We start from the raw sequence: 17,025 nt of genomic DNA, 5'->3' as shown, positions 1-17,025 counted from the left end.
CGCCGCCTGCCCGATCGCATCGACATTGACCGTTAGTTGCTTGCGCATCGAACATCGCACGGCGGTGCGCGCGATACGTTCGAAGCGGCATGACTCGCCAGATTACCCGGCGATTGTCACCGAGACCTGACCGTTCGTCGAGTCATCGCCTCGCACTCGTTCGGCGCTAGGTCGGCAGCGCCGACGTCAGCTTGACCTTCTGCATCGGAATGTCGGTCTTCACGCTCAGCACGCCGGGAATGCGCGTGAGCGTTTCCATCTGGAAGCGCCGATAGTCGTCGATGTCGGCCGCGACGACGCGCAGCAGGAAATCGCAGTCGCCCGCCATCAGATGGCATTCGACGACTTCCGGCATCTGCTGGACGGCATCGGCGAAACGGTTCACGGATTCCGCGTCCTGCCCCTTCAGCCACACGCGCGTGAAGATCGTCAGCCCCTTGCCGACCTTCGCGGGATTCAGCACGGCCACGTATTTCTCGATCACGCCCGCTTCCTCGAGAAGCCGCACACGCCGCAGGCACGGCGACGGCGACAGCCCGACCTCGTGCGCGAGCTCTACGTTCTGCATGCGGCCGTCGCGCTGCAACGCGCTCAGGATCCGCCGGTCGATGGCATCCAGTTTCATTTGGCATCCGATTCCAAAAAATTCGCAAATCGCGCGTTCAATGCCAAATTCTCTGAAAGTTATGGCCACAACGCAACCCGATTCGAGTCAAAAAAGCAGACAATCCCTCCCCCCGAAGGAGGAGTAATGAGCAGTAGCGTTTCAACGTCGTCCGGGCTTCGCGACAAGCCCGCCTATGTCGCCGAGATGGGCCGCGGTTTGCGCGCGGCGCTGCCCGTCATGCTGGGTTTCGTGCCGTTCGCGCTGGTGCTCGGCGCGCAGGCCGCGCAGAAAGGGCTGAGCCTGTTCGAGGTGCCGATGATGACGGGCCTGAACTTCGGCGGCGGTTCCGAATTCGCGGCGATCCATCTGTGGACCTCGCCGCCGCACATCGCGCTGATCGTCGCGATGTCGTTTCTCGTGAATTCGCGCCACATCCTGATGGGCGCGGCGTTCGAGCCGTACATCCGGCGCCTGCCGCGCCGCCGCGCGTTCGTCGCGCTGTTCTTCATGTGCGACGAGAGCTGGGCGATGTCGCTCGCCGATGCGCGCTCGCGCTCGGCCACGCACATCAGCGTGCCCTATTACGCGGGCATCTGTATCGGGCTCTACCTGACGTGGATCTCGATGACCACGCTCGGCGCGGCGGCCGGCCCGACGATCGGCAACGTCGAGCAATACGGCTTCGACATGGCGTTCACGGCCGTATTCCTGGTGCTGCTGCGCGGGATGTGGAAGGGAATGCGCGCGAGCCGCCCGTGGTTCGTGAGCCTCGTCGTCGCGGCGGCCACGCACCTGGCCGTGCCCGGCGCATGGTACGTCGCGGCCGGCGCGTGCGCGGGGCTCGTCGCCGCGCTGCTGTGGGAGCCGCGCGATGCCTGAGCTTCCGGATTTCAGCACCGTCGCGACGATCGTGCTGATGGCGTCGACGACCTACCTGTCGCGCATCCTCGGCTACGTGCTGCTGCGCAACCGCACGCTCAGCCCGCGGATGGCATCGGTGATGGAGAACGTGCCCGGCTGCGTGCTGATCTCGGTGATCGCGCCGGCCTTCGTGTCGACGCGGCCGGCCGACCTGCTCGCGCTCGCGATCACGCTGCTCGCGGCGACGCGCCTGTCGATCCTGCCGACCGTCATCGTCGGCGTCGTGTCGGCGGGGCTGCTGCGGCATCTGATTGGATAGAGCCCGTTCCCGCCGATAGCCGGCTTGTGAACGTGCGTTGCCAGCCGTCCCCCAAGGGGACGAGCGACGATCGATCTCGCGCTCCGGCCGGCAACGCACATTCTCCTGTTTGGGAAATAATCATTCGCGGGGCTAGCCGCCGGAAGGGCCGATCGCCGCTTACGCGGCATCTCAACCGACGAACGGGCGCACAATGCGCCCGTTTTCATGTCCGCGCCGACGACGCGACATGACACGACACGACGATTCTCACGCCGGGATGCTAGCCTTGTGGCTTGCGCCACGCCGCCCTTCCCTCTCATCGCCCATCTCCGTGAGGATCGTCCCGATGCAAGAAACCCGCCCGCTTTTCGACCGCGTCCTGCTGACCAACGACGACGGATTCGACGCCCCCGGCCTTGAAGTACTCGAACAGGTCGCCATGCAACTGGCGCGCGAAGTGTGGATCGTCGCGCCGGCGGAAGACCAGAGCGGCACGTCGCATTCGCTGAGCCTGCACGAACCGCTGCGCGTGCATCGCAAGGGCGAACGCCGCTTCGCGGTGCGCGGCACGCCCGGCGATTGCGTCGCGATCGCGGTCAGCCACCTGATGAAGGACGCGCGGCCCGACGTCGTGCTGTCCGGCGTGAACCGCGGCGCGAATCTCGGCACCGAAACGGTGTTTTCCGGCACGGTCGGCGCCGCGATGACGAGCATGCTGGTCGGCGTGCCGGCCATCGCGCTGAGCCAGGCGTTCACCGATCGCAACGCGGTACCGTGGAACACGGCGCTCGCGCATGCGCCCGATGTCATTCGCCGGCTCGCCGCCGCCGGCTGGGACAGCGACGCGTGCCTCAACGTGAATTTTCCCGCCCGCCCCGCGCAGGACGTGCGCGGGCTGAAGGTGACGAACCAGGGCGCCGGCACGCTGCAGGGCGTCGAGATCGTGTCGGGCCGCGACCCGCGCGAGATCGACTATCACTGGCTGAAGCTCGCGCGCGCACCGCGCGACGACGACGCGGATTCGGAAACGGTCGCGCTCGGCGAAGGGTATATCGCCGTCACGCCGCTGAAGTTCGAGCGCACGCACGACGGCGCGCTCGCGCGGCTGCGGTCGAATCTCGGCTGATCGGGTTGGCCATATTGGCCGCGTTGGCTGCTTTGGCTGCTTTGGCTGCTTCGGCAGCTTCGGCAGCTTCGGCAGCTTTGGCGGCTTTGGCCAGGCGGCCGCTTCGGCGCTTGCGCACGACGCCTGCACGAGGCTGCCCGATTGCAAGGTCGCGTCGGCGCGCAACGTCGCGCGCGTAACCGCCCGCACGGCATCAAGTCAGGTTCAATCCCCCGTCGAGCATCACGATCTCGCCCGTCACGTAATCGGACGCGACGAGCATCGCGACCGTCTGCGCAATGTCGTCCGGCGTCGCCGCGCGGCGCATCGGCGCGCGTTCGCGCCAGAGCTGCTGCGCTTCGGTCCAGTCGGCGGTCAGCGGCGTATCGACCAGCCCCGGCGCGACCGCATTGACGCGAATCGCCGGCGCGAGCGTGCGCGCCAGCAGCCGCGTCGTGTGATTGAGCGCGGCCTTCGCCGCCGCATACGGAATCGACGCGCCTTTCGGCCGCACGCCCGCATGCGAGCTGACGTTCACGACGCAGCCGGCCCGCCCGCGCGACGCCGCTTCGAGCAGCGCGGGCTGCGCTTCGGCGACGAGCCGGAACGGCGCGATCACGTTGATCTCGTGTATCTCGCGCCACACGTCGGGCGTCGCCGCCGCGAGGTCCTCATGCGGGATCACGCGGCTGATCCCCGCATTGTTGACGAGCACGTCGAGCCGCCCGTGCACGGCGAGCGCGTCGCGGATCAGCCGCACGCGCTCGGCATCGTCGGCGAGATCGGCCTGCACGTAGGCCGCGCCGAGCTCGCGCGCCATCGCGCGTCCGGTGTCGGCTGAACTGCGGGAGTGCAGGATCACCGCATAGCCGTCCGCCGTCAGGCGGCGCGCAATGGCCGCGCCGATGCCCGACGTCGAGCCGGTGACGAGCGCGACGGGCCGATGCAGGCGCGACGCGCGCGGCTCGGCGGCGGCTTCGGTTTCAGGTTCCGTTTCGGAAATCGGGGCATGCATCGGCGGGAGCGGCGCGTCCATATCGGGGAACCCTGTCGGTGGCGTTCCCGCATCATAAGCGCGTGAACGCGACCGGACACGCGTTCCGGGCAACGTAGGGTTTGATGGTTGCCATTGCATGCGGATCCAGCGCCGACTTTGCACCGGACTCGATCTTGACCGCAGAACGGATGTACTCGTCTTGTCGAACTGTTGCCGCGGGATACCAGAAAAGCAGGCTCTGCCCGTCCGCATCGTCCGGGTCGGACTCCAGCGTAAAGCCCTGAGGGATAAGCCGTGTCGCGCAGGCGTGTAACCCAGCGTTGAAATCCCCCTGGATAAATGCCTGGCAAGCTTCACGTATCGCGTCGAGTCGAACGCGGCGCCGCTTCCCGCTCAGGGCTTCAATATCCGCCGGCTCGACATGCTGCCCGAGATCGCCCCGAAATACCGTGATGTCAATATCTTCCGAAAAACGGGAGATCAGCCCGAACCCCTTGGACAAGGATGTACCGCCCTTGAACAGGAGACGCGGGCCGCCTGAAGGCAGTCCGTTGAACAGTGCATCCAGAACCCAACATACCCAGAAATCTTTCTCGACGTTCTGCACCGCCGTGCCCAGACGCGTCGCTGTGCCGATGAACAAATCGCGACGATCCGCGTCACTGGCCGCGATGATTTCCCGATAGGCCTCGTTCATCGAGGACCTCCACCCGTATCCGGCAGCACCGTCTTTTTACCTGGTTCGTCAGAAACCCTGAGCAGGGGCGAGTCGGCGCCCCCCTGGTCAAAAGGCGGAACCGAGCGCAAGAACTCCTGCATCCATGTCGGCAAATGCGCAAAGCCCTGAGCGAGGTCATGGGCAATGACTCGCCCATGTTTTGGGTCTGCGAGGACGGACTTGAGTCGGGCACGGACCCTGTCTCCATCGCCCGGCAGCGTGTCCTTGAGCCAGTGAAGCGCCTGCACGACTCGCATGGCGGGTCGCCCGGCCCAGAAAAGGCGACTGGGGGCTGTCTGCTTGAAGTCGATTCGCAGTTCATCGAGTTGAACCGCGCGCCGGCGTGCGTCGGTATGGATAGTCACTCGCGCAGGAACGCCATCCGTCAGCCCAAGATCGTTGGCTGCCGTCATGCCGTCGACCAGCAGACGCAATTGATCGCGACGAGCGATTGCGTCGAGCACGGCGCGATAATCAGGGGCCGTCGGCCGTTTGGTCAGCCGATTGACGGCTGGGAGGTCGTATAACCCCCGATCGATGCGGCGCAGGGTTCCGCTGGCGACAAGACGTTGCAATGTCTTGTCTATCACGTCGCGCGAACCGAGATGCGCAAAGTCGGCTGGCACCCAGACAGCGCCAGGTCCCGCCTCGCGAACGAGCGTGACGATGCGGGTACTAATGTCTGACATGCAAACTCTCCTTGTCCGAAATTTGTATACATTTTTCGGACAATGGTCAAGCGAAGAGCGTCCGAAAAATGTATACAAATTTCGGACAAATCCAAGACATAGCAGGTCCAAAGCTGGTCATCGGGTTACCGGAAGCCGGTCCGACACGACCGCTCTCGCATCGATGCAGGCCAGCCGCACGAGCCGCGGCGCCAGCGAAAACGGGAACAGCGAAGATCGTCACAACCGCTTGGCCCAGCGACTGCCGGGCGCGGTGCCCTGCAGCCTGCATCAGCGCATCGCGGATCGGCTCAGCGCTGCTTCGGCAGATCGACAAAATCCTCGAGTTCACCGGCGACGTACAGCCGCTTGCCGATTCTCGGGTATTCGCACACATCGTGTTCGAGGCGCTGCCCGACGACGATCAGTTCGAGCGGCACGTCACCGGTGTTCTGCAGCGTGTGCGCTTCACCGCCGCGCGCGAAGCCCAGGAAATCGCCGGGCCCGACGTCGTAAGGGCGTTCGCCGATCGTGACCGTCCCCGTGCCGGACAGCACGTACACACATTCTTCCTCGTACAGGTGACGGTGGTATTCGGCCGATTCGTGACCGGGCATCAGCGTGAGCAAATGGAAGCCGAACTGCGTGATGCCGGTCAGGTCGCTGAGCGGTCTTTTGAGACGAACAGCATTGGAATTCAGCGAATGCACGGCGCGCGTCGGTTCCAGCTTCGCGATATCGGCGGCCTTCAGCAATTCCCGGGGAGAGGTGGTCGACATGGGGGCTCTCGTTAGCGTGACTGCATCGGTTGGACGCGCCGCCCGGGCCGGCGAACGGGCAATCGGCCGACGGACGATGCGGCGCATGGGCGCTCCGGCATTGTCCGACATTTCCGGCTGCGTGGAGACTCGGCATCGCATCGCGACGCCGGTTTGCCGCCGCTCCGTCCCCCGCCACCATTCAGCGCACGGGCGTGCCGCGCAGTTGAGTCAACAGCGCCACGAGCCGATCGATGTGCGCGTCTTCCGTGCGCCACGACGACACGCTGATCCGGAACGCCGGACGCCCCTGCCACACGGTCGCGCCGAACCACACGTCGCCCGAATCCTGCGCGGCCTCGCGGATCGCGACGGTTTCCTCGTCCGTGCCGGCGCGCACCAGCACCTGGTTCAGCACGACGCGGTTCAGCACGTCGTAGCCGGCCGCACGCAGGCCGTCCGCGACACGCGATGCCTGCGCGCAATGCCGCTCGACCATCGTGGCCAGCCCGGCGCGGCCGAGCGAGCGCAGCGCGGCCCACACGGGAATGCCGCGCGCACGCCGCGAGAATTCGAGGTTCAGGTTCTTCTGCGCATCCTGCGCACCGCTCAGGTAGACGGCATCGCTGTTCATCGCGGTCGCGAGCGCCGCCGCGTCGCGGCAGATCACCATCGCGCCGTCATATGGCGTGTTGAGCCATTTGTGGCCGTCGGTCGTCCAGCTGTCCGCGCCGTCGATGCCGTCCGTCAGCGCGCGTTTCGACGATGCACGTGCCCACAGGCCGAACGCGCCGTCCACGTGCACCCATGCGCCGGCCGCCTTCGCGGGCGGAATCAGCGCCGCGAACGGATCGAATTCGCCGGTGTTCACTTCGCCGGCCTGCACGCAGAGGATCGTCATGTCGTCGAGCGGCGGCAACTGCGCCGGGTCGATGCGGCCGTGCGCGTCGACCGGCGCAACGACGATGCGCTTCATCCCGAAGCCGAGCACGCGCAGCGCCTTCTTCACCGTGATGTGCGCGAGCTCGGAGATCACGACCTTCACCTCGGGCGCGCCGATCAGGCCGTCCTCGTCGACGTCCCAGCCCTTGCGCGCGAGCAGCGCGCGCCGCGCGGCAACCAGCGCGACGAGCGTGCAGGCCGTCGCGCTCGTGCCGAAACCGACCGCGCTGCCTTCGGGCAGCGCAAGCGCGTCGACGACCCAGCGCGCGGCCTGGCGCTCGAGCGTCGCGGCCACCGGCGAATTCGCGTACGACGACGCGCACTGGTCCCATGCGAGCATCAGCCGCTCGGCCGCCGCCGCGGCCGGCAGTGTCGCGCCGATCACGAAGCCGAAGTAGTTCGGGCCGTTCGACGCGACGGTCGCGGGCGAGCCCTGCTCGTCGAGCAGGCGCAGCACGTCGTCGGCCGGGCGGCCCGTGTCGGGCAGCGGCTCGTCGAATGCGGCGAGGCCGGCCAGCGAGGCCGCGTCGGGAAACGCGCGCCGTTCGTTCGTCGCTGCGAGATACGCGTGCGCGCGGCGGTCGGCGTCGGCCAGCAATGCAAGTTCGTCCATGTCGGTTGCCTCGGCGGGGATCGGTGGAGATCGATCGAATCAGAGTTGCGAGAGATCGCGGCCGAGCTGCTGCACCGCGCCGTCGATCCGCTTGTAGTACGTGAACTTGCCGACGCGGGTCGCCTGCACGAGCCCGGCATCCGCGAGGATGCGCATGTGGCGCGTGGTCGTGGCCGGCGCGATGCCGAGCTTCTCGGTGATGTACGTGCAGCACACGCCGAGCTCGTCGAAATCGCCGTGCGGCTGCGGCGGGAAATGCTTGCGCGGCTGCTTGAGCCAGCGCATCACGGCCAGACGGCTTTCGTTGGCCAGTGCGCTGATGCGGGTAACGTCGTCCATGGGGTTGGAAGGCTTCGTTTAACGTTTCGCATATTAGCTAAATGACGAAACGTGGGCAATCTGTTCGAGGTCCGGTTTCAGGCTGTCATGTCATGTTCGGGATCACGACACCGGCGCTCGATGCGATCGCGGAGGAAACCGGCAAGACCGTGCCGCAGATCGCGCTGAACTGGCTGCTGCAACGGCCGACCGTGTCGTCGGTGATCGTCGGCGCGCGCAACGAGGAACAGTTGCGCCAGAACCTCGGCGCGGTCGGCTGGTCGCTGACCGATGCGCAGGTCGCGAAACTCGACGCGGCGAGCGCGGTGCAAGCGCCGTATCCGTACTTCCCGTATCGCCGGCAACAGGCGTTCGCGCGGCTCAATCCGCCGATGCTCGGGGAAGCGGCGACGGCCGCCCCGGCACGACGGCGCCCAAGCGGCACAACGCGGGCACGCCACGACGAACTCACCTACCGTGGCACCAGAAACCGCGACCGCCATGGGCCTACCCAGCGCGCCGCGAACTGCCTATCGTGGCGGTTTGCGTCGTTGTCGGCCGAGCCGGCAACACGTCCAACCCTCATCGAAAGGTTCGCGCACATGAACGCCACCGACGCCGGCCTGACCGTACGCGCGGTCCGGGAAGACGACTACGACCGCTGGCTGCCGCTTTGGGACGGCTATAACCGCTTCTACGGCCGCTTCGGCGACACCGCGCTGCCGCTGGAAATCACGCAGCTCACGTGGTCGCGCTTCTTCGACGGCTATGAACCCGTGCATGCTTTCGTCGCGGAACGTGACGGCAAGCTCGTCGGGCTCGTGCATTTCCTGTATCACCGCAGCACGACGCTCGCCGGGCCGACCTGCTACCTGCAGGATCTGTTCACGCTCGACAGCGAGCGCGGCAAGGGCGTCGGCCGCGCGCTGATCGAAGCCGTGTACGACGCCGCGCGCCAGCATCGCGCCGAACGCGTGTACTGGCAAACGCATGAAACGAATCACACGGCGATGCGGCTGTACGACACCGTCGCGGAAAAATCGGGGTTCGTGGTTTACAGGAAGGTGTTGCCGCGCTGAGCGGGGCGGGGCGGGCGGGCGTTCAACTCAGCGGCCGCGACTAGTTCGTGAATGCAACGACAGCCCGTCGCGCGCTCCACATCGCCGCACGTTGTACGCCATCACGGCCTTGGTAGCCCGAAGGACACAAAACCGTCCTTTTGATTGATTTTTGTGTCCCCAGGGACACAATTTCTGTGCGTCGATTTGTATTCGCTGCCCGCCCGGACGAATCCGGGACATTTCTCATACCTTCCGGGTACTGGATGCGGGCCAACATCGAGATAGTTGGTCACACGTTCAGCGGGTTCTCCTCAATTCACCCCATACCAAACGCCGCGTCCACTGCCGTGCTGCTGCAAATGTTCGCGTTCGACCAGGTCACGGAAGTGCGACTTCAAGGTATTGCGGTTGCTGCCTGTCAGCTTGATCGCCTCGGCCATCGTGATGCGCCCATGCTCGCGGGCGAACTCGACGATCTGCAAGGACAGTACAGGCAGTGAGGCCAGCACGATCTTTTCGCGCTCGACTTTCTTTTCAAGCCGCCGCACCTGCTCGGCCAGCGAACGCAGAAAGAACAGCAACCACGGCTGCCAGTTGGGTGCGTCGGTGCGGATGGTGCCCTGCGTCTGACGCAGCGCGAGGTAGTAGGCTTCCTTGTTCACCTCGATCACGCTTTCCAGCGAATTGTATGGAACGTAGGCATAGCCCGCCTGAAGCAGCAACAAGGTTGTCAGCACGCGGCTGAGCCGCCCATTGCCGTCCTGAAACGGGTGGATTTCCAGGAACACGACCACGAAGATGGCGATAACAAGCAAAGGATGCAGGTGCGCCCGTTCCCGTTCGTCATTCACCCACTGCACGAGCTCCGCCATCAGACGCGGTGTATCGAACGGCATGGCCGTTTCGAAGACGATGCCGATCTGCGCGCCGCTCTCGTCGAAAGCAGCGACGCTGTTGGAGCTAGTCTTGTAATGTCCCCGGTGCCGCTCGTCCTTCTGGCTGTATTGCAGCAGAATCTGGTGAAGCTGCTTGATGTGGTTCTCGTTGAACGGGATGTCCTTCCACGCCTGGAACATCAAGTCCATCAGCTCGGCGTACCCCGCCACCTCCTGCTCGTCGCGCGTCTCGAACTGCTTGATGGCGAGATTGGATAGCAGGCGCTCGACATCGCGGTCGCTCAGCTTGCTGCCCTCGATGCGGGTGGACGATCCAATGCTTTCGATGGTGGCCACGCGCCGCAAAGCCGACAGTCGGTCAGGCGCGAGTGTGCCCAAAGCACGCCATGCGCCTTTGATCCCGTCAATCCGGGCAATCAGGCCCAGGACTTCCGGTGTGATCTGGAGGGTGACGGCTCGGAACATAAACCAATATTACACCCATTTACACCCATTTCTCTCGCAGCAAATTAATGGGTGCAAATGGGTGTCAAAATGGTAACGGTCTTGTGTCAGCACGGCTGGCGTCGCAGGCCCCGGTAGCCCGAGGGCCATACTTTCGGCGTGTCGATTCGTATCCGCTTCCCCCGACGAATCCACCATCACTCGTACAACGCTACGGCCTTTACAAGGAGCGTGTTGCGCCAACAGCAATCCAGTTATCCACGTGCGCGACGCAAGAAATCCCAAGGGCATCGGTATCGAGAACGAGCATCATCGGAAGTCAACCTGCTTGATCCTGACGTCCGCGCGCGGAGGGTCAAACTCGATGTCCTCGACATCGGGCAATGCCAGCGCGTCGGCAATGTTGCGTATCTGTTGCGTGAGGCGCTGGTAATCCTCGAAACTCAACAGCACATGAGTAGGCCTGCCGCGGTTCGAAATAAACACCGGGCCATCCTTTGTCGCTTTCTTCGCTTTAGTCACGTCTTGATTGAATTCGCGACTTGAGAGAGTAGTGATAGTCATCGTGAGTTCCTCAAACACACCCATGCAGGTGTGTTACTACACTAAGGCAAATGACGCGATACCCGCGTGAAACCCTGGCTGACCATCGATCCGCTCAACCCACCGGCAGCGCCTTGATCGGCAAAAACAACGGTACGCGCACCCACTGCTTCAACTGGTCCGTATCGGCATGGTCCGGCGCCGGAACGCATGACCGGGTTACGCCACATCCGGCGCTTTCCGTTTCCGGCGGCGAAGTTCTACAGTGACAGAAAACTACCTGCGCTGCCGTGCCTCGTCCCCGTTCGACGAGTCGCACCCGATTCCGAGGAAAGCCCATGCCGAGTATCGTCGCCGCTCCCGCCAATCTTCCCCCGAGCCCCGTCGCGGCGGAAACGCGCATGGTTCACGACGTCGCCACGCTGAAGCCGTCCGACTACCGTTCGGCCGATGGTTCGTCGTGGGTCATCTCAACCATCACGCCGGCTGCGGACAGCGGCGCGAACGTGACCGGCGCGACGTATTTCGACACCGCGAAAGGCCGGACCGTCCCGGTGCCCGACGCGCGCCGCCGTTATGCGAATCGCGGCACGTGGCAGGTCGTCGCGAGTTCGAGCCCGTCGGTGCCCGCGACCGGCCGCTACGACTGGCTGACGCTCGCGTGGCTGCCGATCAATCGGCGGCCGCTGCCGCAAACACCCGAGCATCTGTATTCGCCGTTCATTCGCGGCGGCACGATCGTTTATCGATGGAATCCGGCGGCCGAAGGCGGCGAGCAGTTCGGTAACGCGCGGATGATCTTTCCGGAATGGACGCAGCAGGTGGCGGATGCGTTGCGATCCGCGCCGCCGTCGTTGCCGGACAGCGCGTCGGCCATACCGCCTGCGCTCGATCGCCTGAAAGCAGACAGGAATCCGATGACCGCCGTGCTCGACTTCGGCGACGCGCTGCGTGAAGAGCCGGTGGAACGGATCGTCGCGCGGCTGCCCGCCTTGCTGCAGGTGAACGACCTGCATGAACTGTCGGCAATCGTATTCCTGTGCCTGTCCGGGTCGCGCGCCGAAGACCGGCCGCGTTTCGTCGAAGCGATCGACGCGGCGATCGCGGGCACCGACGACAGCGCACGCCTGCTCGCGATCGCATACGGCACGTTCGCGGCGGGACGGTCCCGGCCTTATCCGTTCAACGACGTCGCGCAGACGGCCCGCATCAACGACGTGTTCGGGGCGCTGAAGCGACGCACGTCGGCGCTTGGGGTGCCGGTTGCGGAAGGTTCTCCGTGGTACGAATTCTTCACGGCCTACAGGCTCGGCGGCGCGGTATCCGGCAACGGCCAGTGACCGCACGTAAGTGATCGGCGGCGCGGCAGCGGATACCTGTTTACCGCGCCTGCGTCGCCGCTTCTCCTCGTTCGCATTCGGGTAGAACGAAACCGGATCGACGTGCAGCGTGCTCATATCCTCGATCCGCGACAAAAATCCGTGGCGAATAAATGCCGGGTTGTTTTCTATCAATTCGACCATTTGAATCAGATCACCCGGTGATAAATTTCCTCCCGGCCACAGAGCCATCTCAAATAACCTCAATCCATAGACCAAATCATGAAATCTGTTATCCGACATGCCACTCTGGCACTGGTGACGATCGGCTTCCTGTCGGGCTGCGCAAGCAGCGTGACACGCGACGCAGGTAATCAGGCGGGGGCCACCGCGACTGCGTCGACGTCCAAATTCGGCACCAAGCCGGTTATCGTGCAAGTTACGCTGGACGCGGCTGCCCAGGAAGCGTTGAAAGACAATCTGAAGTTCAGCCCCAAGAAACTGCAGGAGCAAATCGAAAGCGCGCTGGACGCACGCAAGCTTCTGGCAAAGGCCGATTCAACCGATGCAATGCACCTGAACGTTGAAGTCACCGGCATTCGGGTGCGCTCGAGTTTCTCCGCGGTCATGTTCGGCTTCATGGCGGGCAGCGATTATGTCGACGGCACCGTGACGCTCGTCGGCACCGACAATCGTCAGGTCGACCGCTTCAAGGTGTCGGCATCGTACGCACTCGGCGGCATCGCCGGTATGGACGGGACACGCATGGACTGGCTGTACGAGAATTTCACCGAGAAGACGCTGTCGACGCTCGACCCCTCGGCCGGCGCGCAACAAGCGGACGCGGCTCACGCGAAGAAGCTGTAATGTCCGACGCCCGACGGACCGCGGATTCGCGGCCCGTCGAGCGGCAGCCGCTGCGCTCACCCAACGGCTACGATGCGGGTTGCGACCGCAACGATCTTCATCGAGCAGATTCTCCTTTGAGCATGCCCCTTAGCAACAGGCACGCGTCGCGGCTTCGATTGCCGCATTCCGATTCGACGTGCGCTCGTCCGCGTCTTCGTTGTGCCGGCAGTCTGCGTCGTACGCAAGATGGCAAAAAAACGGCCGCCCTGAAGCAGCCGTAAAGGAGAGGTCTACCGTGTTCAGACGGAGACGCCGTCCGGCCACCACGCCGTCCGGTAGATCCATTGTTGACGAGCGCTCCGCATCCGGGAATCAGTCTGGTCTGATTTTCGGGCGCAAGACCCACCGGCAATTCAGACAGGTCCGATAGGATTGGCGTCGGACGGCTCGTAAACTCCGACCCGTGAACCTCTCGACCTCCCCCTTCGTCCATACGATGCGCGCCGCGATCCGCGACGCGATCCGTCGCCCCCGCTTCCTCCGCGGCCTCGACATCGCGGTGCTCGCGCTGATCGTCGCGAGCGTGTTCGTCGTGATGATCGACAGCGTGCAGGAATTGCATGCGCAGTACGGGAACGCGCTGTACGCGGCCGAGTGGGCGTTCACGCTGCTGTTCACCGTCGAATATGCGATGCGGCTGTTCACGGCGCCGAAGCCCGCCGCCTATGCGCGCAGTTTCTTCGGCATCGTCGATCTCGTATCGATCCTGCCGACCTATCTCGCGTTTTTCTTCCCCGGCCTGCATGCGCTGATCGACGTGCGCCTGCTCAGGCTGCTGCGCGTGTTCCGCATACTCGGGCTCGCGATCTATCTGGAGGAAGGCCAGATGCTGATCCGCGCGCTCGCGCGTGCGCGGCGCAAGATTTTCGTGTTCATCGGCGGAATGTTCGTGATCGTCGTGATCCTCGGCACGGTGATTTTTCTCGTCGAAGGCCCCGAGAACGGCATCACGAGCATTCCGGTCGGCGTGTACTGGGCCGCCGTGACGATGAGCACGACCGGCTATGGCGACCTGACGCCGCACACGCCGCTCGGCCGGCTGATCACGTCGTGCGCGATCCTGCTCGGTTACGGCATCATCGCGTTCCCGACCGGTATCATGGGCGCGGAGCTCGTCGCGTCCGCGCTCGAACGCGGACGGGCGCAGCAAGCGCAGTCCGGCGATGCCGGTGCGACGGTCTGTCCGCATTGCGGCGCGTGCGCATCGAAGCAACGCGACGATGCCAGCGCCACGGCAACGCAGCGTGTGCCCGACCGCCAATCATCAACGCATTCCTCATTCGATCAACGACAATGAACGCTTCCTCATGCTGAGCATCGGCCCCTTTTCCGTAAGGGTCGTGGCCGTAGCCATCGCCGCCCTGATCGCGTGGATCGTCGCGCGCTTCGCGCAGCGCAACCGGCCCGCCGGCCAGCACAAGACATCCGCGAGCCTGCTGCTCGACGCACTGCTGATCGGGCTGATCGCCGCGCGCGTCGGCTATATCGCGCGCTGGTGGCCCGACTACTTCGCCGCGCCGAAATCCCTCGTCGCGCTCGGCGACGGCGGCTTTACCTGGTGGATCGGCTTGCCGGTCGCGCTCGCCTATATCGGCTGGCGGTCGCGCCGCCTGCCGGGGCTGGCGCGCCCCGCGCTCGCCGGCATCGCCGCCGGCATGCTGGCTTGGGGTGCGGCGCAGGGCGTGCTGGCGACGTTCGACCGCACGGCGGCGCCGTTGTCCGCGCTGCGCGTGGAGACGCTCGATGCGACGCCCGTCGCACCGAACCGCTACGCGGGCAAGCCCGTCGTCGTGAACCTGTGGGCGACCTGGTGCCCGCCGTGCCAGCGCGAAATGCCGATCCTGGCGCAGGCGCAACAGGATTACCCGGGCATCAGTTTCCTGATGATCAATCAAGGCGAGGATGTGCAGACCGTGCGCGCGTTTCTCGAACGCGAAGGGCTGCGCTTCGACCACGTGCTGCTCGACCGCTCGCTCGGCGCGATGCGGACCTACGGTTCGCGCGGGCTGCCGACGACGCTGTTCTTCGATGACAAAGGCAGGCTAGTCGAGTCGCATATGGGCGAGATCACCGCCGCGCGGCTCAAGGACACGATGAATACGCGGTTCGGTTTCTGAGGTGCGGAAACGGCTGCGCCGACGCACCGTCAGGCATTGCGACGACAGGCACGGCGAACATCTCGGGCCTGCGTCGTCCGGCGCGGGCCGGCGAACGCGAAACGCGAGGCCGGCCTGCGACGCAGCGGCAAAACTGTTTCCCGCTCGACCAGCCATCATCAGGGCGTTTCATGCGCCGACAAACACCACCGCGCAGCAATCGCGAAATCCGGCGCCGTCCCGATCGACCCGCCGGACCGTTTCCCGCACGACCGGCCATCGCCGGAGATTTTCATGCGCCGCAAACGCTGACGGCGCGGCAATCGAAACCGGCCCCGTCCTCGCTCAACCCGCCTGTGCACCGATCGATCGCGCGAACTCGGCGATGCCGGTCAGCATGATCTGCACGCCGACGCACAGCAGCAGGAACGCGGACACGCGCATCGCGACCTTCGTGCCTTCGCCGCCGAGATAGCGCGCGAGCGTGGTCGCGCGGCTGTAGATCTGCCAGATCGCGAACGCGACGAGCGCGGCGACCGCCACCGAAATCACGCCCGACAGCAGGTAGTCCTTCGCGCCATGCGAGCGGTTCGCGTGCAGCGCGATGCCGGCCGCGATCGAACCGGGGCCGATCGTCAGCGGCACCGTCAGCGGAAAAAACGCACGCGCCATCAGGTTCTGGAAATCGCTGCCGTGCGCCACCGACGCATCGGTCGACACGTCCGGCGCATTGAGCATCGACCAGCCGGCCACGGCGACCGCAAAGCCGCCGCCGATCCGCAGCGCTTCCATCGAAATGCCGAAGAAGTTCAGCACCGGCGCACCGACGAAGAAGATCACGAGCAGCGTGAAGAACACGTTTCTTCCGAGCTTCTTCGACAGCATCGCGCGTTCAGGCTCGGTCAGCGATTGCGTGCGCTCGAGGAACACGAACGCCATCCCGAACGGATTGATGATGCCGACCAGGCCCATGAAGCCGAACAGGATTTCCGGGATCAGGCGGTCGAACGTCATTGCCCGCTCGCGCTTTCGTCCGTGAGACGCGTATGGCTCGGCAGCGCGACGTGCAGGTCCGGACCCGGCGATGCGGCAGAGGCAGCGGCACGCGCCGGTTCGCGCGTCGCGGAAAGCCATTTCGAGAATTCCGCGGCGGTCATGCCGACGGCCGCGTGGGCCGACCGGGACGCGGCGGGCGACGCATCGGCCTGCTCCGCTGCATGCGCGCGCGATGTCGCGCCGCCCGACGCAGCCGATGCAGGTGCAGCCGCGGCCAGACGCTCGCGCGCCGTTTCCAGGCGCACCGCCTTCCTGCGCGTCACGCTCGCGGATTTCCGCGCGGCCGGTGCTGCGGTCGACGCGTCGGGCGTCGGCGCGGCTTCGGCGCGCACGGCCGTCGTTTCGCCGGTTCCCGCAACGGTCGCCGCGACAGCCAGGCCGGGCCCGACGTCCGGGTCCACCGGGATCGTCGCCGGCGCCGCGACAGCCGACCCCGACGCGGTCGAGATCGCCGCCTCGTAGACGGTATTGCGCAACGCGCCGCGACGGGCGCCGTGGAACGCGTGCGTTCCAGCCAGGCCCACCGAGCCGAACACGAGGCCGGCCGCGAGCATCATCATCGTGGGCCGCCACCGGCGGGGTGCAGGGCGCGGCTTCACCCACGGCTTGTTGTCCGAACCGAAATCCGACGCGCGCACGGCGGTGGACGCCGACGCGTCGCGCGCGCCGTGCAGATTGAATACGCCCGGCCGCGGCCGCTTGCTCTTCACGAACGGCGTGCGGCGCCGTCCGAACGGCGGCGGAAGGTCGGAGAAGGGCCGCGCGAGCGGCAACGCGAAATGTCCGGTGATGTCCTGCATGCCCATGATGTCG

The 17,025-nt window shown here is 65.3% G+C and carries 19 protein-coding genes and 2 pseudogenes; 9 read left to right on the top strand and 12 right to left on the bottom strand.

The features are described 5' to 3' along the window. Window positions 1-166: 166 nt before the first annotated feature. On the bottom strand, window positions 167-625 hold the full coding sequence (locus KVT39_RS08920) for an Lrp/AsnC family transcriptional regulator (RefSeq protein WP_006749370.1): 459 nt from the start codon (window positions 623-625) through the stop codon (window positions 167-169). 126 nt (window positions 626-751) lie between these two features. On the opposite strand from KVT39_RS08920, the gene KVT39_RS08915 reads away from it, so the two are divergent. From KVT39_RS08915 to surE, 3 genes are all read left to right on the top strand, one after another. Further along, on the top strand, window positions 752-1,486 hold the full coding sequence (locus KVT39_RS08915) for an AzlC family ABC transporter permease (RefSeq protein WP_217588568.1): 735 nt from the start codon (window positions 752-754) through the stop codon (window positions 1,484-1,486). Further along, window positions 1,479-1,787 carry an AzlD family protein gene (locus KVT39_RS08910; RefSeq protein ID WP_034181866.1) on the top strand — a complete coding sequence of 103 codons (309 nt, stop codon included), beginning with the start codon at window positions 1,479-1,481 and terminating at the stop codon, window positions 1,785-1,787. Before KVT39_RS08915 ends, KVT39_RS08910 begins: the two co-directional genes overlap by 8 nt. A 328-nt stretch (window positions 1,788-2,115) precedes the next feature. After that, window positions 2,116-2,895, top strand: a complete 780-nt coding sequence (surE, locus tag KVT39_RS08905) for a 5'/3'-nucleotidase SurE (RefSeq protein ID WP_034181865.1) — start codon at window positions 2,116-2,118, stop codon at window positions 2,893-2,895. 193 nt (window positions 2,896-3,088) lie between these two features. On the opposite strand, the gene KVT39_RS08900 is transcribed toward surE, so the two are convergent. The 6 genes from KVT39_RS08900 to KVT39_RS08875 all read right to left on the bottom strand — a co-directional run bounded on the left by KVT39_RS08900 (window position 3,089) and on the right by KVT39_RS08875 (window position 7,909). Then, window positions 3,089-3,910 carry an SDR family NAD(P)-dependent oxidoreductase gene (locus KVT39_RS08900; RefSeq protein ID WP_111019424.1) on the bottom strand — a complete coding sequence of 274 codons (822 nt, stop codon included), beginning with the start codon at window positions 3,908-3,910 and terminating at the stop codon, window positions 3,089-3,091. A 31-nt stretch (window positions 3,911-3,941) separates the two neighbouring features. After that, a complete protein-coding gene (locus tag KVT39_RS08895; RefSeq protein WP_217588566.1) occupies window positions 3,942-4,568 on the bottom strand; it encodes a nucleotidyl transferase AbiEii/AbiGii toxin family protein in 627 nt (208 codons plus the stop codon). After that, window positions 4,565-5,278 (bottom strand): DUF6088 family protein, encoded by a 714-nt coding sequence (locus KVT39_RS08890; protein ID WP_181152255.1) that lies wholly within the window; start codon window positions 5,276-5,278, stop codon window positions 4,565-4,567. Before KVT39_RS08890 ends, KVT39_RS08895 begins: the two co-directional genes overlap by 4 nt. Before the next feature lie 290 nt (window positions 5,279-5,568). Next, window positions 5,569-6,036, bottom strand: a complete 468-nt coding sequence (locus tag KVT39_RS08885; protein ID WP_034181862.1) for a cupin domain-containing protein — start codon at window positions 6,034-6,036, stop codon at window positions 5,569-5,571. Between the two features lie 181 nt (window positions 6,037-6,217). After that, a complete protein-coding gene (locus KVT39_RS08880) occupies window positions 6,218-7,570 on the bottom strand; it encodes an aminotransferase class V-fold PLP-dependent enzyme (protein WP_217588564.1) in 1,353 nt (450 codons plus the stop codon). Window positions 7,571-7,609: 39 nt separating this feature from the next. After that, the gene (locus tag KVT39_RS08875; protein WP_217588563.1) at window positions 7,610-7,909 is read right to left on the bottom strand and encodes a helix-turn-helix transcriptional regulator; all 300 of its coding nucleotides are present in this window, start codon (window positions 7,907-7,909) and stop codon (window positions 7,610-7,612) included. 41 nt (window positions 7,910-7,950) lie between these two features. Here KVT39_RS08875 and KVT39_RS38415 point away from each other — a divergent pair. Next, window positions 7,951-8,196 (top strand): annotated as a pseudogene (locus KVT39_RS38415) (aldo/keto reductase); the annotation flags it as partial. Window positions 8,197-8,490: 294 nt separating this feature from the next. Continuing rightward, window positions 8,491-8,967 (top strand): GNAT family N-acetyltransferase, encoded by a 477-nt coding sequence (locus KVT39_RS37895; RefSeq protein WP_105391762.1) that lies wholly within the window; start codon window positions 8,491-8,493, stop codon window positions 8,965-8,967. A gap of 293 nt (window positions 8,968-9,260) precedes the next feature. On the opposite strand, the gene KVT39_RS08865 is transcribed toward KVT39_RS37895, so the two are convergent. From KVT39_RS08865 to KVT39_RS37890, 3 genes and pseudogenes are all read right to left on the bottom strand, one after another. After that, the gene (locus KVT39_RS08865) at window positions 9,261-10,310 is read right to left on the bottom strand and encodes a Fic family protein (RefSeq protein ID WP_217588560.1); all 1,050 of its coding nucleotides are present in this window, start codon (window positions 10,308-10,310) and stop codon (window positions 9,261-9,263) included. 288 nt (window positions 10,311-10,598) lie between these two features. Continuing rightward, window positions 10,599-10,853, bottom strand: coding sequence for a type II toxin-antitoxin system prevent-host-death family antitoxin (locus KVT39_RS08860; RefSeq protein WP_034182185.1), 255 nt, complete (start codon window positions 10,851-10,853; stop codon window positions 10,599-10,601). 94 nt (window positions 10,854-10,947) lie between these two features. Beyond that, window positions 10,948-11,037 (bottom strand): annotated as a pseudogene (locus KVT39_RS37890) (class I SAM-dependent methyltransferase); the annotation flags it as partial. A gap of 133 nt (window positions 11,038-11,170) precedes the next feature. Between KVT39_RS37890 and KVT39_RS08855 the strand changes: the two are divergent. The 4 genes from KVT39_RS08855 (at window position 11,171) to KVT39_RS08840 (ending at window position 15,177) form a co-directional block, all read left to right on the top strand. Continuing rightward, on the top strand, window positions 11,171-12,172 hold the full coding sequence (locus KVT39_RS08855) for a hypothetical protein (RefSeq protein WP_105391763.1): 1,002 nt from the start codon (window positions 11,171-11,173) through the stop codon (window positions 12,170-12,172). A gap of 261 nt (window positions 12,173-12,433) precedes the next feature. Then, window positions 12,434-13,018, top strand: a complete 585-nt coding sequence (locus KVT39_RS08850) for a DUF4410 domain-containing protein (protein ID WP_034181855.1) — start codon at window positions 12,434-12,436, stop codon at window positions 13,016-13,018. Between the two features lie 478 nt (window positions 13,019-13,496). Beyond that, window positions 13,497-14,357: an ion transporter gene (locus KVT39_RS08845; protein WP_081938479.1), complete on the top strand. Its 861-nt coding sequence runs from the start codon at window positions 13,497-13,499 to the stop codon at window positions 14,355-14,357. Between the two features lie 10 nt (window positions 14,358-14,367). Continuing rightward, window positions 14,368-15,177 (top strand): TlpA disulfide reductase family protein, encoded by an 810-nt coding sequence (locus tag KVT39_RS08840; protein ID WP_204493987.1) that lies wholly within the window; start codon window positions 14,368-14,370, stop codon window positions 15,175-15,177. A 324-nt stretch (window positions 15,178-15,501) separates the two neighbouring features. On the opposite strand, the gene KVT39_RS08835 is transcribed toward KVT39_RS08840, so the two are convergent. Both KVT39_RS08835 and KVT39_RS08830 read right to left on the bottom strand, forming a co-directional pair. After that, on the bottom strand, window positions 15,502-16,170 hold the full coding sequence (locus tag KVT39_RS08835) for a MarC family protein (protein WP_034181853.1): 669 nt from the start codon (window positions 16,168-16,170) through the stop codon (window positions 15,502-15,504). Beyond that, window positions 16,167-17,012, bottom strand: a complete 846-nt coding sequence (locus KVT39_RS08830; protein ID WP_254640401.1) for a hypothetical protein — start codon at window positions 17,010-17,012, stop codon at window positions 16,167-16,169. The genes KVT39_RS08835 and KVT39_RS08830 overlap by 4 nt, the downstream gene beginning before the upstream one ends. Window positions 17,013-17,025 lie beyond the last annotated feature (13 nt).

The organism is Burkholderia sp. GbtcB21, from assembly GCF_019091065.1.
Classification (GTDB): domain Bacteria; phylum Pseudomonadota; class Gammaproteobacteria; order Burkholderiales; family Burkholderiaceae; genus Burkholderia; species Burkholderia pyrrocinia_C.
This window is presented reverse-complemented; position numbering and strand designations above follow the sequence as displayed.